This window comes from Streptomyces sp. ME19-01-6 (assembly GCF_033793745.1).
Classification (GTDB): Bacteria; Actinomycetota; Actinomycetes; order Streptomycetales; family Streptomycetaceae; genus Streptomyces.
Genome location: NZ_JARAXF010000009.1, coordinates 152,843 through 174,122 on the forward strand (window position 1 = coordinate 152,843; position 21,280 = coordinate 174,122).

The window sequence follows — 21,280 nt, forward strand, 5'->3', positions numbered from 1 at the left end:
TTGTTACGGCTGTTTTTCAGCACCATGGCATCGCGGTGAAAGGTCGGCCCCAGGCATTTCCCCAGGGTTGACCCAGGGGGGTATTGATATCTCCGGCGTCTCAATACGCTGCAACCAGGTATTTGTGGTGTATGGGGATCGCTCCCTACGCTGGGCCGCATTCGAGGGCCCCGGAACCGGATGGGGGCAGCCCGATGGAACTCAGGCACCTTCGGTATTTCGCAGCCGTCGCCGAGACACGCCATTTCGGCAGGGCCGCGGAACACCTGCACATGGCTCAGCCCCCGCTCTCCCAGGCGATCCGTCGCCTGGAGTCGGAACTGGGCGTGAAGTTGTTCACCCGCACCACTCGGCAGGTCACCCTGACCGGCGCGGGCGAGGTGTTCCGCACCGATGTGGAGCGCATCCTCAAGGCCGTCGACGACGCGGTGGCCAGGGCCGGGCGCTTTGCCTCCGGGGCGGAGGGAGTGCTCCGGATCGGCCTGACGGGATCGGCGTCGTACCGACAACTGCCCGCGCTGGCACGGCTGCTGAAACGGGAGATGCCGCAAGTGATGCTGGAGGTGCACACCGAGATGCTCACGCCCGCCCAGGAAGCGGGGCTGCTGGAGCGCCGTCTCGACGTCGGCGTACTGCGCCCGCCGGTGCGGCAGGAGGGGATCGCCCACCGCACCGTCGCCGCCGAACCGCTGGTCGTGGCCGTGCTTGAGGAGCACTGGCTCGCAGAGGCCGACTCGGTGCGCGTGGAGCAGTTGCGGCACGAGAACTTCATCATGTACGCCGCCGCGCTCGGCTCCGTCGTCAACGACGCGGTGGTACGCAGCTGTCTTGCCTCCGGTTTCTACCCGCACCCCGCGTACGAGGTCACCGAGACCTCGGCCGCCCTGGCGCTGGTCGCCGCGGGACTCGGCGTCGCCGTGCTCCCGGACTCGATCCGCTCCGCGCCCCGCGAGGGGGTGCTGTGCCGGGAGATCGAGGACGCGCTGTCCGTCCGGCTGGATCTGGCCTGGCGCGAGGACGACGAGTCGCCGCTGCTGCGGAATCTCCTGAAAGTGCTGGAGCGGAACGACGTGTTTCTTGAATGACTTGAAGGACGCGAAGACGTGCGGGACTTGAAGGACGTGAAGGAGTGGCATGAAGATCGTCAAGGTGGAGGCAATTCCCTTTGCCATTCCCTACGCGAAGCCGCTGAAATTCGCCAGTGGTGAGGTGCATACCGCCGACCATGTCCTGGTGCGGGTGCATACGGACGAGGGCCTGACGGGGACCGCCGAGGCGCCGCCGCGGCCGTACACCTACGGCGAGACCCAGGAGTCGATCGTCGCGGTGATCGAAAGGATCTTCGCGCCGCAGATCCTGGGACTAACCGCCCTGGAGCGGGAGGCGGTGCACGAGAAGCTCGACCGGACCGTCGCCAACCCGACCGCCAAGGCCGCCGTCGACATGGCCCTGTGGGACATCCTCGGCCAGGCCGCGGGCATGCCGGTGTCCGGACTGCTCGGCGGCTACACCGACCGTATGCGGGTGAGCCACATGGTCGGATTCGCGCCCGCCGAGGAGATGGTCGCCGAGGCGGAACGGATCCGGGACACGTACGGCATCACCACCTTCAAGGTGAAGGTCGGACGGCAGCCCTACACCGAGGACGTCAAGGCCTGCCATGCGCTGCGTGAGGCCCTCGGCCCGGACGTCGAGCTCTATATCGACGGCAACCGCGGCTGGAGTGCCTCCGACTCGGCCCGCGCGTTGCGCGAGATGGACGGCCTCGGCCTGACCTTTGCCGAGGAACTCTGCCCCGCCGACGACGTGTTGGGGCGCCGCTGGCTGGTCGCGCAGAGCCCCGTCCCCTTCATCGCCGACGAGAGTGCCACCCGCGCCGCCGAGGTGACCCGCGAACTGCTCGGCGGATCCGCCACCGCCATCAGCATCAAGACCGCCCGCACCGGCTTCACCGCCTCCCAGCGTGTGCTGCACGAGTGCGAGGGACTGGGCGTGGAGGTGATGCTGGGTAATCAGATCGATGGCCAGATCGGCACGTTGTGCGCGGTCGCCTTCGGCGCCGCCCACCGCACGACCACCCGGCACGCCGGCGAGCTGTCGAACTTCCTCGACATGACCGACGACCTCCTCACCGAGCCACTGAGCATCAAGGACGGCACCCTGCGCATCCGCGAGGGAGCCGGACTCGGCATCGACATCGACCCCGACAAGCTGGCCCGCTACCGCCGGGACCGCTGACACACCCCTACACAGGAAAGACGGGACGACATGACCGACATCATCACCGAGCAGGCCACCGCAGCCGCGTCCGGAGCAGCCGCCACCGAGCAGTTCCGCAGCAAGCAGCGGACCGAGGGCGTGGACGTCGACACCAAGCGGGTCGACACCCTGGTCTCCGAACTCCTCGCCGCAACCCATGACATCATCCGTCGGCACAAGGTCAGTTACGCCGAGTACGACGTGCTCAAGTCGTGGCTGATCCAGGTCGGCGAGGACGGCGAATGGCCGCTCTTCCTCGACGTGTGGCTGGAGCACGTCGTGGAGGAGGTCGCGAACGAGAACCGCGAGGGCAGCAAGGGCACCATCGAGGGCCCGTACTACGTCGGCGACTCACCGCGCCTGCCCGCCGAGGCGACCCTGCCCATGCGCGACGACGAAGCAGGGACCCCGCTGCTCTTCCAGGGCCAGGTCACCGGCGTGGACGGAACGCCATTGGCGGGAGCCACGGTCGAGATCTGGCACGCGGACAACGACGGCTACTACGCCCAGTTCGCACCCGGTCTGCCCGAGTGGAACCTGCGGGGCACGGTGGTCGCCGACGACACCGGCCACTTCTGGATCCGCACCATCGAGCCCGCGCCCTACCAGATCCCGACGGACGGCTCGTGCGGCAGGCTCATCGCCGCCGCCGGCTGGCACGCGTGGCGCCCCGCCCACCTGCACCTGAAGGTGTCGGCACCGGGCCACCAGCTCATCACCACCCAGCTCTACTTCCAGGGCGGCAGCCACGTCGAGGACGACATCGCCTCGGCCGTGAAGCCCGAACTCATCCTCGCCCCCGGACCCGCCGCGGACGGCAACGGCCACGAGGTCACGTACGACTTCGTCCTCGACAAGGCGTGATGCGCGGTGCTGTTCGCGGTACGGATGGACGTCGAGATTCCGCGCGACCTCGATTCCGGGGTTCGCGCGGAGCTGGTGGCGCGCGAGAAGGCGTACTGCCAGGAACTGCAGAAGTCGGGCACCTGGGTGCACATCTGGCGGTGCGCCGGGCAGTACGCCAACATCAGCGTCTTCGACGTCGAGGACAACGAGGAGCTGCACCGCGTGCTGTGGGGCCTTCCGCTCTTCCCCTATCTGCGGATCGGCGTGACACCCCTGGCCCAGCACCCGTCCGACCTGGCCGCCGGTGAGGTCGTGGCCTGATGGACAAGCTGGTTTCCACGGCCCTGGAGGCGGTGGCCGATGTGCCGGACGGCACGTCGCTCGCGGTGGGCGGCTTCGGGCTGAGCGGTGTGCCGAACGTGCTGATCCAGGCGCTGTACGAGCGGGGGGTCGCCGGGGTGAGTGTCGTCTCGAACAACTGCGGGGCGATGGACTCCGGCCTCGCGGTGCTGCTGTCCGCCGGGCGGATCGCCCGGGTGACCGGCTCCTACATCGGCGCGAACAAGGAGTTCGCCCGCCAGTACCTGTCCGGCGAGCTCGAGGTCGAGATGATCCCCCAGGGCACGCTGGCCGAGCGGCTGCGGGCCGGCGGCGCCGGCATCCCCGCGTTCTTCACCCCGGCCGGCGTGGGCACCCAGGTCGCCGACGGCGGGCTGCCCTGGCGCTACGACGGCTCCGGCGGCGTCGCGCTCGCCTCGCCGCCGAAGGAGGTGCGGGAGTTCGACGGCGTGGAATACGTACTGGAGCACGGGATCCGCACCGACTTCGCCCTCGTACGGGCGGCCAAGGGCGACCGGCACGGAAACCTGGTCTTCAACAAGTCCACCCGGAACTTCAACCCCCTCGCGGCGATGGCGGGCCGGGTGACGATCGCCGAGGTGGAGGAGCTGGTGGAGCCCGGCGAGATCGAGCCGGACGCGGTGCATCTGCCGGGGATCTTCGTGCAGCGGGTGGTGGCCCTCACCCCCGCGCAGGCCACCGACAAGGGCATCGAACAGCGCACGATTTCCGCGCCTCCGGCACGAGGGACAGTGAGCAACTGATGGCGTGGACGCGGGGAGAGATGGCCGCGCGGGCGGCGCGCGAGCTGGAGGACGGCCAGTACGTCAATCTCGGCATCGGTCTGCCGACCCTGATCCCCAACTACCTCCCGCCGGGCGTCGAGGTGATCTTGGAGTCGGAGAACGGCATCCTGGGCACCGGCCCCTACCCGATCGAGGACCAGGTCGACCCGGACCTGATCAACGCCGGGAAGGAGACGGTGACGGTGCTGCCGGGGGCGTCCTTCTTCGACTCGGCGCTGTCCTTCGGGATGATCCGCGGCGGGCACATCGACGTCGCCGTGCTGGGTGCCATGCAGGTCTCCGAGACCGGCGACCTGGCCAACTGGGCCATCCCCGGCAAGATGATCACCGGGATCGGCGGGGCGATGGACCTCGTGCACGGCGCCCGCACGGTCATCGTGGTGATGACCCACACCGCCAAGGACGGCTCCCCGAAGATCCTCACCGAGTGCGCGCTGCCGCTCACCGGCGAGGCGTGCGTGAACCGGATCATCACCGACCTCGGCGTGCTCGACGTGACCCAGGACGGTCTGCTGCTCACCGAGACCGCGCCCGGTGTGACCGTTGACGAGATCACCGCCAAGACCGATGCAAAACTGACCGTCGCGGAGCATCTGCTGTGAACACCGTCTACATCGTCGACGCCGTCCGTACCCCGATCGGCCGCTACAACGGCGGCCTCGCGGGTGTCCGTCCGGACGATCTATCCGCCCACGCCATCCGTGAACTCCTGGTCCGTACGCCGGAATTGGATCCGGCGCGGATCGAGGACGTCTACTTCGGCAACGCCAACGGCGCCGGTGAGGAGAACCGCAACGTCGGCCGCATGGCCGGCCTGCTCGCCGGCCTGCCGACCACGGTGCCGGGCGTGACCGTCAATCGGCTGTGCGCGTCGGGCCTGGAGGCGGTGATCCAGGCGGCCCGCGCCATCGCGGTCGGGGACGCCTCCATCGCCGTGGCGGGCGGCGTGGAGTCGATGACCCGGGCGCCGTACGTGCTGCCCAAGAGCGACCGTCCCTTCCCGGCCGGGCATGCCGAGCTGTACTCGACCACGCTGGGCTGGCGCATGGTCAACCCGAGGATGGAGCCGCAGTGGACCGTCCCGCTGGGTGAGTCGGCCGAGCTGATCGCCGAGAAGCACAAGATCGGGCGTGAGCAGCAGGACGAGTTCGCGCTGGCCTCGCATCAGAAGGCGGCCAGAACCCAGGCGGCGGGTCTGTTCGACGCCGAGCTCGCGCCGGTGTCGATCCCTCAGCGGAAGGGTGAGCCGGTCGTCTTCGGTGCGGACGAGAGCGTACGGCCGGATGCGTCGTTGGAGGCGATGGCCAAGCTCAAGCCGTCCTTCCGCACGGAGAACGGCACGGTCACGGCCGGCAACGCCTCGCCGCTCAACGACGGTGCCGCCGCGTTGCTCCTGGTCGATGAGGAGGGTCTCAGGGCGGTTGGCCGCGAGCCCTTGGCCCGTATCAGCGCGACCGGCGTCCACGCCGTCGACCCGCACTACTTCGGCCTCGCCCCCGTGGAGGCCGTCAACCGCGCTCTCGCCAAGGCGCGCAAGGGATTTGATGATCTGTCCGTACTGGAGCTGAACGAGGCCTTCGCCGCCCAGGTGCTGGGATGTGTGGCCGAATGGCCCGAGTTCGACCCGGCGATCCTCAACCCGCAGGGCGGCGCCATCGCCCTCGGCCACCCGCTGGGCGCCTCCGGTGCCCGTCTCGCCGGCACCGTCGCCCACCAGCTGGCCCGCAAGGGCGGCGGAGTCGGCGTCGCCACCCTCTGCATCGGCGTGGGCCAGGGCCTCGCCCTCGTCCTCGAACGCTGACTGATCCCACATGTGCGCAGGAGCCGAAGTGAGCCCCTCTCCTCCCTCCCGCCTGCCGCATCACCGGGCCGACGGCCCGGCCGACGCGCCGTTGCTGGTGCTGGGCCCGTCTCTGGGCACCTCGACGGCGATCTGGGACGCGTATCTGCCCGCCCTCGCCGCCGACCACCGCGTGCTGCGCTTCGACCTCCCCGGTCACGGCGGTTCGCCGGCCGAGCTGCTGGGTGACCCTGAGCCCGGCAGCACAACGGTCGAGGACCTTGCGTCGCTGGTGCTCGACCTCGTGGACTTCCACGGCCGGGACCGGTTCCACTACGCGGGCATCTCCCTGGGCGGCGCCATCGGGGCACAGCTCGCGGTCCGGTGTCCCGAGCGGATCGCCTCGCTGGTCCTGCTGTGCACGTCCGCCCGCTTCGGGGAGCCGCAGCCCTGGCGGGAGCGTGCCGAGTCGGTACGGCTGAAGGGCATGGGACCGCTGCTCGCCGCCAGCCCGGGCCGCTGGTTCGCCGATCCGGGCACGGCCGGCACCCCCGTCGGGCGGGCCCTCCTCCAGAACCTCGCGGACACCGACCCCGCGGGCTACGCGGCCTGCTGCGACGCCCTCGCCGCCTACGACCTGCGCGCGGATCTGCGCCGTATCAAGGCACCGACCCTGGTCATCGGCGGCACCCAGGATGTCGCCACCCCGCTGCACCACGCCCGGGAACTCGCCGGCGGCATCCCCGGTGCCACTCTGACGACGGTCGGCTGCGGACACCTCGCGCTGGAGGAGCCCCGGAAGGTGGAGCTCGCGCTCCACCCCTTCCTGGCAGCGACCCGCGTACCTCACACTTCCTCCCAGAACCGGACCTGAGGTCCCATACTTCCCACTCACGTACCACGCACGCACCACCGCCGGAGGCCGCCATGAGCCCCACCGACACCGCACCACGCGACGCCGACCTGCGGCCGGAGATCGCGCTGTCCTGGCGCCGCTGCCGGATGAGCGGTCTCGGGCCCGCGGCGCCGGACCTGCGCGTCGAACCGGACGCGGTGGACCGGCGCAGTCGCCTCGTCGCCGCCGCCCAGCCGGTCCTGGCGGAGCTCGCCGGCCAGCTCGGTGACGCGGCCTTCTGCGTCATGCTCGCGGACCGGGAGTCGAGGATCGTGGACATGCCCGACGGAGCCCGGCGGCTCCGCGACCGGCTGGCGGCGCTGGGCGTGGTGACCGGCGGGGTGTTCATGGAGGAGACGACCGGGACCAACTCCATCGCCACGGTGTATGAACTGCGGCGCGGGCTCGCGGTGCACGGCGACGAGCACTACCTGGAGGCGTTCAAGCAGTTCAGCTGCTACGGGCACCCGATCAGGCACCCCGTGACCCGCAGGCTCGAGGGCGTCCTCGACATCACCTGCCTGTCCGCGGACGACTCCCCGTTGCTGGGCCCCTTCCTCGCCCGGGCGGCGCACGACATCGAGGAACGGCTGCTGCAGACCGCCCGCCGTGCCGAGCAGCGGATGCTCGCCGCCTTCCAGATGACCGCGGCCGGACGCAGCCGTCCGGTGCTGGTACTCGGTGAAGGCGTGGTGCTGGCGAACCCCGCGGCCGTGGAACTGCTCGATCCCGTCGACCACATCCGGCTGCGCGAGCTGGCGGGCGGCCTGTCCGGAAGCGGCCTGGGCAGGCTCCACGAGCCGCACGCCGCGCAGTCGATCGAGCTCTCCTCGGGGCAGTCGGTCCACGTGCGGTTCCGGGCCGTCAACCCGGGAGCGGACGGAGTCCTGTTCGAGTTCACCGCCCAGGGTGAGGCCTGCCCCGCACACGGCCGAGGCACCCCGCGGATACGGATCCCGCGGCCCGCGACGACCGCGGGCCTCCTGCCCGGCGCGCCGGTGTACATCGGCGGCGCACCCGGCACCGGACGGACGACGACGGCCAGGTCACTGGCCGGAGGTCACGACAGGAAGGCGACCAGGATCGGCGCAGGGCCGGACCGGATCGGCGACACCCGGGACCGGATCCGCGCATTCGACGCCTCGGAGGCGGCCGCCCTCGGCGAGACCGCCTGGCTGGCCTCGTTCGAGGCCGCCGTGGGGGAAGCGCCCGAGCTGCTGCTCGTGGAGGACGTCCACCTGCTGTCCGACGCCTGCGCGGCTCGGCTGCGGCGCCTCATGGAGCGCGCACCCGGGCGGATCGCCCTCACCGGAGCCCCGCTCACCGAGCTCACCGGCTACGCGGCGGCCCTCGCCGCCGACTGCCCCACCCAGATCGCGCTGCCCGCGCTGCGGGACCGTGCCGAGGACCTGCCCGCACTCGTGCGGGCCATGCTCGACGACCTGGGCGCCGGCGACCGGGTGCGCTTCACACCCACCACCCTCGGGGCCCTGGCCGGCCACCCGTGGCCCGGCAACCTGCGAGAACTCCACACCGTCGTCCGTACCGTGCTGGCACACCGCTCGGCGGGGGACGTCACCCTCCGTGACCTGCCGGCGGGCTACCAGGTCAGCCCCCGGCTACGGAGGATGACACCGCTGGAGCGGGCCGAGCACGACGCCATCGCGACCGCGTTGCGCGAGTACGACGGGAACAAGCTGCGGGCTGCCCAGCGGCTCGGCATCAGCCGGACGACGCTCTACAGCCGCATGCGGGCACTGCGAATCACCGTATGAGACGGGTAGGACCAGTGGGACCGGTGGGACATGTGGGACCGGCCGGGCTCCGGCACGGCACCCCGGAAGTGTCCAGTACTTGAACAGTCCGGCGTGCGCGCCCGCCCCTACTTTGCCGTTGGGACGAACACCGGCAAAGGAGCCGCACCATGCGCATCACAGCCGCACTGACCGAGACCGAAGGCGCCCCCTTCATCCTCGCCCCGCTCGAACTGGACGACCCGCGGCCCGGTGAGGTCGTCGTCCGGATCGTGAGCTCCGGGGTGTGCCACACCGATCTGATCGTCCGCGACCAGTGGTACCCCGTACCGCTTCCGGCCGTGCTCGGTCACGAGGGCGCGGGCGTCGTGGAGGCCGTCGGCGACGGCGTCACGTACGTGGCTCCCGGCGACCACGTCGTGCTGACCTTCAACTCCTGCGGCGGCTGCCGTATGTGTGCCCAGGGCCGGCCCGCGTACTGCGACCAGTTCTTCGCGTACAACTTCGCGGGCTCGCGCGCCGACGGCAGCACGCCCCTGCACCGCGAGTCGGGCGACGTGCACGGCGTCTTCTTCGGGCAGTCGGCCTTCGCCACCTACGCCCTCGCCACCGAGCGCAACGTGGTGAAGGTGGACCCGGCCGCGCCCCTGGAGCTGCTCGGCCCGCTGGGCTGCGGCATCCAGACCGGCGCGGGCGGCGTCCTCAACGCCCTCAAGCCCCCGGCGGGCAGCAGCATCGCCGTCTTCGGCGCGGGCTCGGTCGGCATCAGCGCCGTCATGGCCGCGGTCGTCGCGGGCTGCACCACCATCGTCGCCGTCGACCTGAACGACCAGCGCCTGGAACTGGCGAAGGAACTCGGCGCCACGCATGTCATCAACGGCGCCGCAGGCGACACGGTAGCCGCTCTGCGGGACCTCACCGGGGGCCTCGGCGTCGACCACACCATGGAGACCACCGCGGTCCCGGCCGTCCTGCGGCAGGCCGTCGACGCCCTGAACCAGGGCGGCACCTGCGGCCTGATCGGCGCCGCCGCGCTCGGCACCGAGGCCTCCCTCGACATGTCCTCGCTGCTCTTCGGCCGCAGTGTGCGCGGCATCGTCGAGGGCGACAGCGTGCCGCGCCTCTTCATCCCCAAGCTCGTCGACCTGTACCAGCAGGGCCGTTTCCCCTTCGACAAGCTGATCAAGACGTACGCCTTCGAGGACATCAACCAGGCGGTGGAGGACTCCGAGAAGGGCACCACCCTCAAGCCCGTCCTGACCTTCGCCTGAGTGGCGGGATCCGGTGTTCCTCTCCTACGAGGGAGTCGACCTCGCCTGTGAGGAGCGAGGCTCCGGCGAACCGCTCCTGCTGATCCACGGCACCGGGGCCCAGGCCGCGACCTGGGGCCGGACCGTCGACGACCTCGCGGCGGCCGGCCACCGCGTCATCGCCTACGACCGGCGCGGCTACGGGGCGTCGGCGCATCCGCCGGTGCGCGACCACCGGCGCCATGTGGCGGACGCGGCGGCCATGCTCGAACGGGTGGCCAAAGCCCCGGCCACGGTGCTCGGCTGGAGCTCGGGCGGCAACATCGCCCTCGCGCTCACCGCCGCCCGCCCCGACCTGGTCCGCCGGCTGATCGTCGTGGAGCCGCCGCTGCACGGTCTGCGGCACGCGACGGCCGCCCTGCCGGGTGTGCTGGCGCGTGCCAAGTGGGCCCAGCTGCGCGGACGGCGGGAGGAAGGAGCCGAGCACTTCTTCCGCTGGGCGGCGGGAGAGTCTGCGACAGCGCGCCCCAGGACGAACGCGACCGGCTGCTCGCCCACGCCCGCAACGTCCTGGCGGAACTCGACCCGCACCCCTACGGGGTGATGTTCGAGCACCTGCCGCTCAGCCGCATCCGGGGCATCAAGGCCCCGATCACCTTCCTGATCAGCGAGAACAGCAATCCCTTCTTCCACAAGCTGCACCGGCGGCTGGTCCGTGCCGTGCCCTCGATCCGCAGCGAGGTGATCCCCGGAGCCGGCCACCTCGTGCATGTCGAGGCCCCGGAGGCCTTCGCCGCGGCCGTACGCCGAGCGACCGCCCCAGCCCCAAGCCCGAGCGACCAAGGAGCCGTGTAATGGAACTGGCCCGAGAGACCTACAAGACCTACGACACCTTCTACATCGGCGGTACGTGGGTCCGCCCCACCACCGGCCGGACGATCATCCCGGTCAACGCCAGCACCGAAGAGCCCCTCGGCCAGGTGCCGGAGGCCACCGAGGCCGACATCGACGCCGCGGTCGCCGCCGCGCGCGGGGCCTTCGACGACCCGTCCGGCTGGGCGAGCTGGGAACCCGCGCGGCGAGCCGAAGTGATGGAGCGTCTCGCCGACGCGATCGACCGGCGGGCCGACGGCTTCGTCGAGCGGGTCAGCGCCCAGATCGGCATGCCGGTCGCGGTCGCCCGGCAGCTGGAGATCGGCTATCCGAGCGTGGTGCTGCGCTACTACGCCTCGCTGGCGCGCGAGGCCGCCTTCGACGAGACGAGGCCCGGCCTGTTCGGCGGCCAGATCGAGGTCCGGCGGGTGCCGGTCGGCGTCGTCGCGGCCATCGTGCCGTGGAACTTCCCGCAGGCCCTGACCATGTTCAAGATCGCGCCCGCGATGGCGGCGGGCTGCACGCTCGTCATCAAGCCGTCCCCGGAGACCGTGCTGGACGCCTACCTGCTGGCCGAGGCCGTCGAGGAGGCGGAGGTCCCGGCGGGTGTCGTCAACATCCTGCCGGCGGACCGCGAGGTGGGTGCCTACCTGGTCTCCCACCCGGCCGTCGACAAGGTGGCCTTCACCGGCTCCACCCCCGCCGGGCGGTCCATCGCCGAGGCCTGCGGACGCCTGCTGCGCCCGGTCACCCTCGAACTCGGCGGCAAGTCCGCGGCGATCGTCCTCGACGACGCCGACCTGGATCTGACGAAGATCGGCGAGGGCCTGTTCGGCTCCACCCTCCTCAACAACGGCCAGACCTGTTTCCTCGGCACCCGCGTCCTCGCCCCGCGTAGCCGCTACGCCGAGGTCGTGGACACCTTCACGGCACTGGCGGGCTCTCTCACGGTGGGCGACGCGAGCGACCCGGCGACGCAGATCGGCCCGCTGGCCACCGCCCGCCAGCGCGAGCGCGTCGAGACGTACATCGCCAAGGGGCGTGGCGAGGGCGCCCGTCTGACGACCGGCGGCGGCCGACCGGCGGAGCTGGAGAGGGGTTGGTTCGTGCAGCCGACCGTCTTCGCCGACGTCGACAACAGCGCCGTCATCGCCCAGGAGGAGATCTTCGGCCCGGTCCTGTCCCTCATCGCGTACGACGATGTCGACCACGCGGTCCGGATCGCCAACGACTCGGACTTCGGCCTCGGCGGCACGGTATGGACCGCCGACCCGGAACGCGGCGCGGCCGTCGCCCACCGGGTCCGCACCGGCACGATCGGCGTCAACCGCTACATCCCGGACCCGGCGGCCCCCTTCGGCGGCGTCAAGGCCAGCGGTCTGGGCCGGGAGCTGGGCCCGGAGGGACTGACGGCCTACCAGCAGACGCAGACCGTGTATCTGTGACCTGCACTCTGTCCCACGAACACGTCCGGCGGCGGGCAGTGGATGCCCGCCGCCGGACGGCAGTGTTTTACGGCAATGCTCTTACGGCAGTGTTCAGCGGGCGGCGCAGGCCCGGACGAAGGCGTCGGCGAGTTCGGCGGGGCGGGTGAAGAGGGCCTCGTGGCTGCCGGGGGTCTCGATCATCAGCGGGTTCTTCAGTCGCTGGGGGAAACGCTCCGCCCAGTGCCACTCGCCGGGGAGGGAGAAGTCCTCCTCCGACAGGACGTAGGCGGTGGGGATGTCGAGGGCGTAGAACGCGCTCGTGTCCGGCTTCTCGGTGAAGGTGCCGAGCGGCTGCGGGACCAGCAGGGAGTGGACGATCCGCTGCGTCTCCTCGTCCGCGTCCTGCATGAAGGCCTGCTGGAACACCTCGAACGGGAACGTCACCGCGTTGTTGCCGGAGGCCGCCGCCACGGCACGGAACATCTCACCGTAGTGCGGCGGGCACGCGTCGATCAGCGACTCGCCGTCGTTCGGCACGAACGCGCTCCAGAAGACCAGCCGGCTCAGGCGGGAGGCGAGCCGGGGCGCGGCGCCCGTCAGCACGTAGCCGCCCCAGCTGTGGCCGACCAGCGTCACGTCGTTGAGGCCGGCGCGCTCGACGTAGTCCACGAGGCTGTTCACACAGTCGGTGAGGGTCACGTCGCGCGGGTCGTCGTCCTCGCCCAGTCCGGCGAGGGTCGGGGTGTACACCTGGTGTCCGGCGGCTCGCAGCTCGTTCGCGACGGCGCGCCAGGACCAGCCGCCGTGGCAGGCTCCGGTGACGAGGACGAAGGTCTCGCCGGTCTCTCTGGTCTCGCTCATGTCGATCTCCTTTGATCGGGTCACAGCTGATCGGGGTCAACCCTGATCGGGGTCAGAGCCAGCGCGGGAGCTTCGGGAACTCGCCCGTGCCGCGCAGGTCGTCGGTGCCGCTCCGGCCGGTGAGCCAGGCGGCGAGGGCGTACGGCGGTCCGGAGACCGTCGTACGGGGTGTGGCGGAACCGAGTACGACGGTCTCCGGACCGCCGTACGCCGACAGTTCGGCACCGGTGTCGGGGCCCACCCGGGACGACATCCAGCCGGCGACGTCCTCGACCAGGGCCCAGGCCAGTTCGGGAGGCAGCGCCTCCATGCCGACGCCCACGTCGAGGTCGACCAGGTGGAGCCAGACCTCGCGGACCCTCAGCCAGGGCACCTCGGCGGCCGGGATCTCGCGGCCCTGGCCGCTGGTGACCGTGGCCCGCCAGGCTTCGTCGGACAGCATCCGGGCGGCCTTGGCAAAGCGTTCGCCGGACACCCGCAGATCGGCCCGCTGCTCGGCGAGCGCACGGTCGGCGCCCGCCTCGATGTCTGCTCCCCGCTGGTCCGGCGAGTCGTACATGGGCGTACGGACGCCGGTCGCGGCCCAGTTCAGCAGGTTGACCAGGGCGTCGGCGTTGCGGGCCAGGTGGGTGAGGAGGTGGCCCCGGGTCCAGCCGGGCAGGGCGGAGGGCTCGGCGACGGCGGGGGCGGGCAGTGCGGCGGCCGCCTCCTCCAGCCGCCGTTGGCCCTCCTCGGCCCAGTTGAGCAGTGTCCCCACGGGGACGGTGGTCACGGCTTCTCCTCGACGACGGTGTTCACGCACTCGCCGACGCCCTCGACCACGGTCCGTACGACCTGCCCCGGCTTCAGGAAGACCTTCGGGTCACGGGCCGCACCGACCCCGCCGGGGGTGCCGGTGAGGACGAGGTCGCCCGGCTCCAGCGTCGTGAACGTGCTGAGGTAGGCGGCGATGTCGGCCGGCGTGAAGAGCAGGTCGGAGGTGCGCGAGCGCTGCATGACCTCGCCGTCCACCTCCAGGCGGATCTCCAGGTCGGCCGCGTCGTCGATCTCGTCGCCGGTGACCAGCCAGGGGCCCGCCGGGGTGCTGGCCTCCCAGGCCTTGCCCTGGAGCCACTGCGGGGTGCGCCACTGCCAGTCCCGCATGGAGATGTCGTTGACGACGGTGTAGCCGGCGATCGCGGCCGCCGCCTCCTCCTTGGTGGCCCGGCGGCGCAGCCGGGAGCCGATGACGAAGCCGAGTTCGGCCTCCCAGTCCAGCTGCTGCGTCTCGCCGGGGTGGGCGATGTCGTCGCGGGCGCCGAGCAGGACGTTGGCGAACTTGCCGAAGAGGGCGGGGTAGGACGGCATCTCGCGGCCCATCTCCGCTATGTGGGTACGGTAGTTGTGGCCCACACAGAAGATCTTGGCCGGGGTGGTGACGACCGGGGCGAGGTCGAGGGCCGCGGTGTCGTGGGCCGGGCCATCGGCGGCGGCCGCGTGCGTGCGCCAGTCGGGGCGGCGCAGCAGGGCGGCGACATCGGGGGCGCCGACCTCCACGGCCTGGTCGCCGTCGATGCGGACGGCGGCGGTGCCGTCGGCGGTGCGGATGGTGGCGAGCTTCATGAGGCGGAACTCCGGGTGCTCTGGGTACGGGGCTACGGGGTACGGGTCTGCGTACGGGCGAGGTTGAGCGCCTCGTAGAGCGGCGCGTCGTTGAAGGTGAAGAGGTCGAGGCCGGTGCCGTCCGCCGCCTCGATGGTCAGCTCGCACCAGGACGGCACGGCGATCAGGTCACCCTGGGTGACCTCGGTGACCCGGTCGTCGAGGGTGACGGTGCCGCTGCCGCGGAACACCTGCCAGACCGACGAACCCACTGTGCGGCGGGCGGCGGTCGCGGCGCCCGGGCGCAGCCGGTGCATCTCCGTGCGCAGGCTGGCGAGGGCGTCGCGGCCGGTGGCGGGGTTGGTGAAGCGGATGCCGGCGTGGCCGGGTTCGATGACGCCGGGGTGTCCCTCGTCCTCCAGGTCCAGCTGGGCGGTGAGGGCGTCGTCGGTGTCGGCCCAGCGGTAGGCCATGAGCGGGGAGTCGGGGGTCTCCTCGGCGGCGATCGGGCGCAGCCCGGGGTGGCCCCACAACCGCTCGTTGCGCGACCGGGACGGGGTCGACCGGTCGGACACCCCGTCCTCGCCGAACTCGAAGAAACCGGCGTCGAGTCGGTGCACGAGCGGGATGTCGAGGCCGTCCAGCCAGACCATCGGCTCGTCGCCGACGTGGTGGTGGCCGTGCCAGTGCATCGATGGCGTGAGCAGCAGGTCTCCGGGGCGCATTTCGACGGCGTCGCCGTTGACGACCGTCCACACGCCCTCGCCCTCCAGGATGAAGCGGAACGCTCCCTGCGAGTGGCGGTGCGCGGGGGCGACCTCGCGCGGGCCGAGGTACTGAACGGCCCCCCAGAGATTGGGAGTCGCGTACGGCCGTCCCGGCAGACCCGGGTTGGCGAGTGCGATCGCCCGGCGCTCACCGCCCCGCCCGACCGGCACCAGGTCGCCCGAGCGGCGGGCGAGCGGGAGGAGGGTGTTCCACTGCCAGATGTGCGGTACCGCTTCCGGCTGCGGGGTGAGCGGCATCAGGTTGCCGATCTCGGTCCACAGCGGGATGAGACCGGCCGCGGCGAAGCCGTCGTACAGCTTCCGGAGTTCGGGGTCCGTCTCCTGAGGGGCTATGACTGAGTCGATGGTCATCGGGCGTCTCCTTCGGCTTCGGCGTCGAGTCCTTCGGCGTCCAGGCGGCGGGCGATGTCGGCGCGCAGTGCCTTCTTGTCGATCTTGCCGACCTTGGTGGCGGTGAGTTCGGGGACCGTGACCAGCCGGTCGGGGAGCTTGAAGCGCGCGGTGCCGGCCCGCTCCATGACCTGATGGACGTCGGCGAGGGTCACCGTGCGGCCGGGTTCGGGGACGACGTAGAGGCAGATGCGTTCGCCGAGCTGGGCGTCGGGCATCGCCACGGCGGCGGCGCGGGCGACGCCGGGGGTCTGGTAGGCGAAGTTCTCGATCTCCTCGGCGGAGATGTTCTCCCCGCCCCGGATGATCATGTCCTTGTCGCGGCCCTCGACGACGAGGTTGCCGTCGGGCCGCAGCCGCACGATGTCGCCGGTGCGGTACCAGCCGTCCTCGGTGAACGCGCGGCCGTTCTGCTGCTCGGCACGGTAGTAGCCGCGCGGTGTGTACGGGCCCCGGGTGAGCAGGACACCGGGTGTTCCGTCGGGCACCGGCTCGCCCAGTTCGTCGACGACGAGGAGCTCGTCGTCCTCGCACATGGGGCGCCCCTGCGTCGTACAGATGACGTCCTCCGGGTCGTCCAGGCGCGTGTAGTTGAGCAGTCCTTCAGCCATCCCGAACACCTGCTGAAGCGTGCAGCCCAGCTCCGGGCGGACGCGACGGGCGACGTGGTCGGCCAGGCGCGAGCCGCCGACCTGGAGCACCCGCAGCGAACTCAGGTCCGCTTCCGGGTGGTCCTCTCGGTACTCCAGCCAGCGCTGGGCGACGGCCGGGACCACGGCGGTCGCGGTGACACCCTCGCGCTCGATCAGCGCGAACGCCTTCTTTGGGCTGGGCGAGCCCAGGACCACCCGTCCGCCGACCAGCAGCGTGCCGAGCAGGCCCGGGCAGGCGAGCGGGAAGTTGTGCGCGAGGGGCAGGGCCGCGAAGTAGACCGTGTCGGGGCCGAAGTCGCAGACCTCGGCGCTGCGGCGGGCGTTGTAGACGTAGTCGTCGTGTGTGCGGGCGATGAGCTTGGGCAGTCCGGTGGTGCCGCCGGAGAGCAGGAACACGGCGATGGAGCGGCTGTCGGGCCGGTACGCGTCCACGGCGGCCCGGTCCTCAGGTGTGCCGGGCGCGGCGCACAGCTCCCGCAGATCGACGGCCCCGTCGCCGATCTTGTCGCCGAGGACGAGGAGGTGCCGCAGGGTCTCGGAACGCTCCGCGATCCCGGCCGCCATGGCCTGGTGGTCGTGGTCCTTCAGGAAGTCCGGGACCGCGATCGCCACTGCCTCGCTGTGCTCGACGAGATAGCCGATCTCGTGCGCGCGGTGGCCGGGCAGGGCCATCACCGGGATGACACCGAGCCGCAGACAGGCGTACGTCAGGACGGCGAACTCGACGGAGTTGGGCAGCTGCACCACGAGCCGGTCGTCCGGGCCGAGGCCCAGCGCGGCCAGCCGCAGCGCGGCGGCGTCCGCCCGCTCGGCGAGCTGCCGATGTGTCAGCCGCTGGGTGCCGTCGACGACCGCGACCGCCTCGGGGTTCGCGTCGGCGACGGCCAGGAGCCGGTCGCCGATGGCGTAGCCCTCCCAGTAGCCCTTCGCCGTGTAGCGCTCGGCGTACTCCGCGGGCCAGGGCACAGCGCCATTGCTGGTGGGCCTCGGCATGGTCGTTCTCCTTACCGGTGGGGACGATCGACGATCACAGCGTCGAGCCCGATCAGGCCGTCGGCGGTGAGCCGCAGCGGGTTGATCTCGATCTCGGCGGTGTCCGGGCTTGCGGCCAGGGCGGCGGCGAGCGTGGCGGCGACCCGGCCGAACTCGGCGCGGTCGAGCACCGGCCCGCCGCGCCAGCCGTCGAGCAGCGCACGGGCGGCCAGCTCGTCCGGCATGGCCGCGGCCTCGGCCTCGGACAGCGGGGCGAGCCGGATCGCCACGTCGGCGAGCGCCTCGGCGGCCGTGCCGCCCAGCCCGGCCAGCACGACCGGCCCGAAGACCGGGTCCCGCCGCACCCCGAGGACGAGGTCGACGCCGGACGGGGCCATCGACTCGACGAGGTAGCGGCGGTCGGAGCCGATGGCGTCCAGCGCCACGTCGAGCTCCGCAGGGGTGCGGACGCCGAGGTGCACCCCGCCGATCTCCGTCTTGTGCAGAATCTCAGCGTCGAGGACCTTCACCGCCACCGGCCCGCCCAGCATGCGCAGCGCGTAGTGCGCCTCGGCGCGGTCACGGCAGGCGACCCGGTCGGGGGTGCGGATCCCGAGGTCGGCCAGGAAGGTCTTGGCGGCATCCTCGTCGAGGGGACCTTCGGGCACACGGTGGCCCGCGCGGAGCTCCCTCTCGGGGGCCGACCGGGCTCCCTGCCGCGCATGCGTCACCAGCGCCCGTACGGCGTTGGCGGCGGAGGAAGGCCCCGTGAGCGCCGGGATGCCCGCCTTGTGCAGCCGCGCCCGCTGCTCGGCGACGTCCTCGTGGAGGCCGCCGACGACCACCACGGCCGGGAAGTCCGCGCCGAGGCCGGCGTCCTGGGCGGCCGAGGCGAGGTCGACGCTGTCGGGCTCGGTCAGGGCGTAGACGGCCAGCAGGTCCACGGCCGGATCGTCGGCGGTGGTACCGAGCACCCGGGCGAAGGTCTCGCCGGGCCGGCCGGTGTCGACCGGGTTGCGCTGGTAGGTCAGTGGGGGCAGAAGCCCGCCCAGGGTCTCCTGCGTGGACTCGGCGAGCGTCGGCATGCGTACGCCGTCGGCGCCCGCCCGGTCCGCCAGCAGCAGCCCCGGACCCGCCTGGGCGGTCACGATGCCGAGCCCCGGGTCCTGGTTCGGGCGGAGCTGCACGCGGGAGAGCGCAGTGAGCGCGTCCACCAGCTCCCGTTCGTCGTCCACGACCACCGCCCCGGCCTGCCGCAGCGCGGCCCGCGTCGTACGCCAGCTGGTGGCCAGCGCGCCGGTGTGCGACCGGGCGAAGTCGCCGACGTCGCTGCGGCCGACGACCAGCGCCACGACCGGCTTGACGGCGGCGACCCGGCGCACGGCGGCCACCAGGCGCGGCCCGTCGGGCACCGTCTCCACATGCAGGGCCACAGCCGTCGTACGGCCGTCCTCGGCGAGGTGCTCCAGCACGTCCGCGGCACTCACGTCGAGGCCCGCTCCGATGCCCACGCCGAGGCTGATCCCGTTGCCCGCGTCGGCCAGGTCGAAGGCGAGCGCGTGGTTGACGCCGCCGCTGGCCGCGACCACCGCGATCTCCCCGGCCGGAAGCTGCCCCGCCGCGGGGACGAAGCTGGCCGTCAGCCCCAGGTGGGGCGCGAAGAAGCCGGAGGTGTTGGGGCCGAGCAGCCGGATCCCGGTCTCCGCTGCGACCCGGCGCAGCGCGTCGGCGTACTGCTCGCCCTCCGGGCCCGCCTCGCCGAAGCCGCCGGCGCAGACCAGCGCCGCACGGCAGCCCGCGGCAGCCGCCTCGGCCAGCGCGTCCGCGCAGCCGGAGGCCGGCACGCACAGAACGGCCAGGTCGAGCCGTGCATCGGTGTGCGCGGCGGCTTCGGCGACCGAGGCGTACACGCCCTCACCGGGATCCGGGCGGCGCGCGTTGACGAGGGCACGGGCGCCGGGGAAGGCGGCGAGTGAGCGGGCCATGGCGGCGCCGAGCTTGCCGCTCTGCCGCGAGGCGCCGATCACCGCCACGCCCTCGGGCGCGAACATCGGGGTCAGGTTCGTGGTCATGCCTGGACCTCCGTGCGCACCGTCGAGCCGACGAGGTCGGCCCGCCCCGACAGCAGCAGCGTCTCGGCGCGGTCGTCGTCCATGCCGTCCTCCACGATCAGCGCGGGCACTCCGTGCACCAGCCGGGCCTGCTCCGCGACCAACGACCGGGTGAGCGGGGTTCCGCCATGGACGGCGACCAGCTCCACGGGCACCTCGTCGGCCAGGCGGCCGTACACCTCGGGCAGGCCCGCCTCCGCGTCCGGCGCGGTGAGCCACAGACAGCCCTCGTCTTTCCTCAGGCCCTCGATCTCCTGCGCACTCACGCGGCGCCCGGCGAAACTCCGCCCACCGACCATCAGCGGCGTGTCCAGGGGCGTCCGCCCCTCATGCCCCGCACGCCAGTCGTCCTCCACCCGCGCGACGAACTTTGGATCACGCCGTGCGATCCGCTCCTTGCCGATGCTGCGCGACATGAAGTGGAAGGCGAACGGCGTCGGCTCGAACGCGTCGTGATAGCGCCCGAACTGCTCCCACCAGGACAGACTCGGCCGCGCGGAGCCCTGGATCTTCGCGACCGAGGGCTGCCGCGCCGCCTCGTACGCCTCCAGTGCGGTCGGAAGGTCGTCCCGATGCGCGATCAGGCTGTCGGCGAGCGCGATGGCGTCCTCCATGGCCATCTTCGTTCCGGAGCCGACGGAGAAGTGCGCGGTGTGCGCGGCGTCGCCGAGCAGGACGACGTTGCCGCTGTGCCAGCGCCGGGTGCGCCGGGTGCGGAAGTTGCCCCAGCGGGAGTTGTTGACGAGGAGCTCGTGGCCGTCGATCTGCTCGGCGAACAGCTTCTCCAGGTACCGCCTGCTCTTCTCGTCGCTCGGGCCGGGCGGCTGCGCGGTGTCGAACTCGTCGAGGCCCGCCCGCCGCCAGGACTCCTCGTCCGTCTCCACGATGAAGGTGCTGACCTCGTCGCTGATCGGGTAGCCGTGCACGGCGAAGGTGCCGTGCGGGCCGTGCTCGTGCACGAAGGTGAGCCCGTCGAAGAGGTAACTGGTCCCGAACCAGATGAACTTGGCGGTCGCGACCTCCGCCTCCGGCACGAGCACGTCCGCGAACCGGTCGCGGAAGCGGGAGTTCGCTCCGTCTGCGGCGACGATCAGGTCGTAGTCGGCGAGCTGTGCGGGATCGGCCGGGATCTCGGTGCTGAACCGCAGCTCGACGCCGACCTCCTCGGCCCGCTGGTGCAGCAGTTGGAGCAGGGTCTTGCGGGTGATCGCGGCCATGCCGTTGCCGCCGCAGTGGACGCGCCGCCCCTTCAGCCGTACCTCGATGTCGTCCCAGTGCCGGCCGTGCTCGGCGAGACCGGTACGCAGGACCGGGTCGGCCGCGTGGATGGCGGCCAGGGTCGCGTCCGAGAACACCACCCCGAAGCCGAAGGTGTCCTCCGGGCGGTTCCGCTCGAAGACCGTCACCTCGACCGACGGATCGGCCTGCTTGATCAGCGCCGCGAAGAACAGCCCACCGGGGCCGCCTCCCACACAAGCGATCCGAGAAACCATGGCTCCTGCCTCCACGTCGGGAACGGGCACGGGCTCACACCCACCAACAGTATGTGTCACCAGACATACGGACGTCAACGATTTGAAACACAAAGAACGCGCAGCCTAACCGCCCTCCCACCTGCAAAGAAACGGGGAACCAGAATCAGCCAGAACCGGGAAACGCATCTTCCGCACGGCCGTCCGTGTGACATAGTCGGTT

The 21,280-nt window shown here is 71.6% G+C and carries 20 protein-coding genes; 13 read left to right on the forward strand and 7 right to left on the reverse strand.

The genetic code is table 11. The features are described from left to right. Nucleotides 1-194: 194 nt before the first annotated feature. The 13 genes from PV419_RS22260 (at nt 195) to PV419_RS22320 (ending at nt 12,247) form a co-directional block, all read left to right on the forward strand. The gene (locus PV419_RS22260; protein ID WP_319691518.1) at nt 195-1,085 is read left to right on the forward strand and encodes a LysR substrate-binding domain-containing protein; all 891 of its coding nucleotides are present in this window, start codon (nt 195-197) and stop codon (nt 1,083-1,085) included. 49 nt (nt 1,086-1,134) lie between these two features. Beyond that, nucleotides 1,135-2,238 carry a mandelate racemase/muconate lactonizing enzyme family protein gene (locus PV419_RS22265; RefSeq protein ID WP_319691520.1) on the forward strand — a complete coding sequence of 368 codons (1,104 nt, stop codon included), beginning with the start codon at nt 1,135-1,137 and terminating at the stop codon, nt 2,236-2,238. 30 nt (nt 2,239-2,268) lie between these two features. Beyond that, on the forward strand, nt 2,269-3,123 hold the full coding sequence (catA, locus tag PV419_RS22270) for a catechol 1,2-dioxygenase (RefSeq protein WP_319691521.1): 855 nt from the start codon (nt 2,269-2,271) through the stop codon (nt 3,121-3,123). Nucleotides 3,124-3,129: 6 nt separating this feature from the next. Continuing rightward, nucleotides 3,130-3,426: a muconolactone Delta-isomerase gene (gene catC, locus PV419_RS22275; RefSeq protein WP_319691523.1), complete on the forward strand. Its 297-nt coding sequence runs from the start codon at nt 3,130-3,132 to the stop codon at nt 3,424-3,426. Continuing rightward, nucleotides 3,426-4,208, forward strand: coding sequence for a CoA transferase subunit A (locus tag PV419_RS22280; RefSeq protein WP_319691524.1), 783 nt, complete (start codon nt 3,426-3,428; stop codon nt 4,206-4,208). The genes catC and PV419_RS22280 overlap by 1 nt, the downstream gene beginning before the upstream one ends. Further along, the gene (locus PV419_RS22285) at nt 4,208-4,852 is read left to right on the forward strand and encodes a CoA transferase subunit B (protein ID WP_319691526.1); all 645 of its coding nucleotides are present in this window, start codon (nt 4,208-4,210) and stop codon (nt 4,850-4,852) included. The genes PV419_RS22280 and PV419_RS22285 overlap by 1 nt, the downstream gene beginning before the upstream one ends. Continuing rightward, nucleotides 4,849-6,051 carry an acetyl-CoA C-acyltransferase gene (locus tag PV419_RS22290; protein WP_319691527.1) on the forward strand — a complete coding sequence of 401 codons (1,203 nt, stop codon included), beginning with the start codon at nt 4,849-4,851 and terminating at the stop codon, nt 6,049-6,051. Before PV419_RS22285 ends, PV419_RS22290 begins: the two co-directional genes overlap by 4 nt. Before the next feature lie 28 nt (nt 6,052-6,079). Continuing rightward, nucleotides 6,080-6,904 carry an alpha/beta fold hydrolase gene (locus PV419_RS22295; RefSeq protein WP_319691528.1) on the forward strand — a complete coding sequence of 275 codons (825 nt, stop codon included), beginning with the start codon at nt 6,080-6,082 and terminating at the stop codon, nt 6,902-6,904. Between the two features lie 53 nt (nt 6,905-6,957). Further along, the gene (locus tag PV419_RS22300; protein ID WP_319691529.1) at nt 6,958-8,700 is read left to right on the forward strand and encodes a sigma-54-dependent Fis family transcriptional regulator; all 1,743 of its coding nucleotides are present in this window, start codon (nt 6,958-6,960) and stop codon (nt 8,698-8,700) included. A gap of 149 nt (nt 8,701-8,849) precedes the next feature. Then, the gene (locus PV419_RS22305) at nt 8,850-9,950 is read left to right on the forward strand and encodes an NAD(P)-dependent alcohol dehydrogenase (RefSeq protein ID WP_319691531.1); all 1,101 of its coding nucleotides are present in this window, start codon (nt 8,850-8,852) and stop codon (nt 9,948-9,950) included. 13 nt (nt 9,951-9,963) lie between these two features. Continuing rightward, nucleotides 9,964-10,533, forward strand: a complete 570-nt coding sequence (locus tag PV419_RS22310; protein WP_319691533.1) for an alpha/beta fold hydrolase — start codon at nt 9,964-9,966, stop codon at nt 10,531-10,533. Then, the gene (locus PV419_RS22315; RefSeq protein ID WP_319691534.1) at nt 10,530-10,784 is read left to right on the forward strand and encodes an alpha/beta fold hydrolase; all 255 of its coding nucleotides are present in this window, start codon (nt 10,530-10,532) and stop codon (nt 10,782-10,784) included. Before PV419_RS22310 ends, PV419_RS22315 begins: the two co-directional genes overlap by 4 nt. Then, nucleotides 10,784-12,247: an aldehyde dehydrogenase gene (locus PV419_RS22320; protein WP_319691536.1), complete on the forward strand. Its 1,464-nt coding sequence runs from the start codon at nt 10,784-10,786 to the stop codon at nt 12,245-12,247. Before PV419_RS22315 ends, PV419_RS22320 begins: the two co-directional genes overlap by 1 nt. 93 nt (nt 12,248-12,340) lie before the next feature. On the opposite strand, the gene PV419_RS22325 is transcribed toward PV419_RS22320, so the two are convergent. Genes PV419_RS22325 through PV419_RS22355 form a run of 7 tightly spaced genes read right to left on the reverse strand, consistent with a single transcriptional unit; the run spans nt 12,341 to nt 21,078 of the window. Next, entirely contained in the window at nt 12,341-13,090 is a 750-nt protein-coding gene (locus PV419_RS22325) for an alpha/beta fold hydrolase (protein ID WP_319691537.1), read from the reverse strand. A 52-nt stretch (nt 13,091-13,142) separates the two neighbouring features. Next, nucleotides 13,143-13,862, reverse strand: coding sequence for a maleylpyruvate isomerase family mycothiol-dependent enzyme (locus PV419_RS22330; protein WP_319691539.1), 720 nt, complete (start codon nt 13,860-13,862; stop codon nt 13,143-13,145). After that, entirely contained in the window at nt 13,859-14,692 is an 834-nt protein-coding gene (locus PV419_RS22335) for a fumarylacetoacetate hydrolase family protein (protein ID WP_319691540.1), read from the reverse strand. The genes PV419_RS22330 and PV419_RS22335 overlap by 4 nt, the downstream gene beginning before the upstream one ends. A 32-nt stretch (nt 14,693-14,724) precedes the next feature. Further along, nucleotides 14,725-15,810: a cupin domain-containing protein gene (locus PV419_RS22340; protein ID WP_319691542.1), complete on the reverse strand. Its 1,086-nt coding sequence runs from the start codon at nt 15,808-15,810 to the stop codon at nt 14,725-14,727. After that, on the reverse strand, nt 15,807-17,495 hold the full coding sequence (locus tag PV419_RS22345) for a (2,3-dihydroxybenzoyl)adenylate synthase (RefSeq protein WP_319691543.1): 1,689 nt from the start codon (nt 17,493-17,495) through the stop codon (nt 15,807-15,809). Before PV419_RS22345 ends, PV419_RS22340 begins: the two co-directional genes overlap by 4 nt. A gap of 11 nt (nt 17,496-17,506) precedes the next feature. Beyond that, nucleotides 17,507-19,546, reverse strand: coding sequence for an acetate--CoA ligase family protein (locus tag PV419_RS22350; RefSeq protein ID WP_319691544.1), 2,040 nt, complete (start codon nt 19,544-19,546; stop codon nt 17,507-17,509). After that, nucleotides 19,543-21,078 carry an FAD-dependent monooxygenase gene (locus PV419_RS22355; protein WP_319691545.1) on the reverse strand — a complete coding sequence of 512 codons (1,536 nt, stop codon included), beginning with the start codon at nt 21,076-21,078 and terminating at the stop codon, nt 19,543-19,545. Before PV419_RS22355 ends, PV419_RS22350 begins: the two co-directional genes overlap by 4 nt. Nucleotides 21,079-21,280 lie beyond the last annotated feature (202 nt).

Excerpts from the sequence above, each read along its gene's own strand:
- PV419_RS22260 (WP_319691518.1), top strand. The coding sequence starts at position 195 with ATGGAACTCAGGCACCTTCGGTATTTCGCAGCCGTCGCCGAGACACGC.
- PV419_RS22265 (WP_319691520.1), top strand. The coding sequence starts at position 1,135 with ATGAAGATCGTCAAGGTGGAGGCAATTCCCTTTGCCATTCCCTACGCG.
- catA (WP_319691521.1), top strand. The coding sequence starts at position 2,269 with ATGACCGACATCATCACCGAGCAGGCCACCGCAGCCGCGTCCGGAGCA.
- PV419_RS22280 (WP_319691524.1), top strand. The coding sequence starts at position 3,426 with ATGGACAAGCTGGTTTCCACGGCCCTGGAGGCGGTGGCCGATGTGCCG.
- PV419_RS22285 (WP_319691526.1), top strand. The coding sequence starts at position 4,208 with ATGGCGTGGACGCGGGGAGAGATGGCCGCGCGGGCGGCGCGCGAGCTG.
- PV419_RS22300 (WP_319691529.1), top strand. The coding sequence starts at position 6,958 with ATGAGCCCCACCGACACCGCACCACGCGACGCCGACCTGCGGCCGGAG.
- PV419_RS22305 (WP_319691531.1), top strand. The coding sequence starts at position 8,850 with ATGCGCATCACAGCCGCACTGACCGAGACCGAAGGCGCCCCCTTCATC.
- PV419_RS22320 (WP_319691536.1), top strand. The coding sequence starts at position 10,784 with ATGGAACTGGCCCGAGAGACCTACAAGACCTACGACACCTTCTACATC.
- PV419_RS22325 (WP_319691537.1), bottom strand. The coding sequence starts at position 13,090 with ATGAGCGAGACCAGAGAGACCGGCGAGACCTTCGTCCTCGTCACCGGA.
- PV419_RS22335 (WP_319691540.1), bottom strand. The coding sequence starts at position 14,692 with ATGAAGCTCGCCACCATCCGCACCGCCGACGGCACCGCCGCCGTCCGC.
- PV419_RS22340 (WP_319691542.1), bottom strand. The coding sequence starts at position 15,810 with ATGACCATCGACTCAGTCATAGCCCCTCAGGAGACGGACCCCGAACTC.
- PV419_RS22345 (WP_319691543.1), bottom strand. The coding sequence starts at position 17,495 with ATGCCGAGGCCCACCAGCAATGGCGCTGTGCCCTGGCCCGCGGAGTAC.
- PV419_RS22350 (WP_319691544.1), bottom strand. The coding sequence starts at position 19,546 with ATGACCACGAACCTGACCCCGATGTTCGCGCCCGAGGGCGTGGCGGTG.
- PV419_RS22355 (WP_319691545.1), bottom strand. The coding sequence starts at position 21,078 with ATGGTTTCTCGGATCGCTTGTGTGGGAGGCGGCCCCGGTGGGCTGTTC.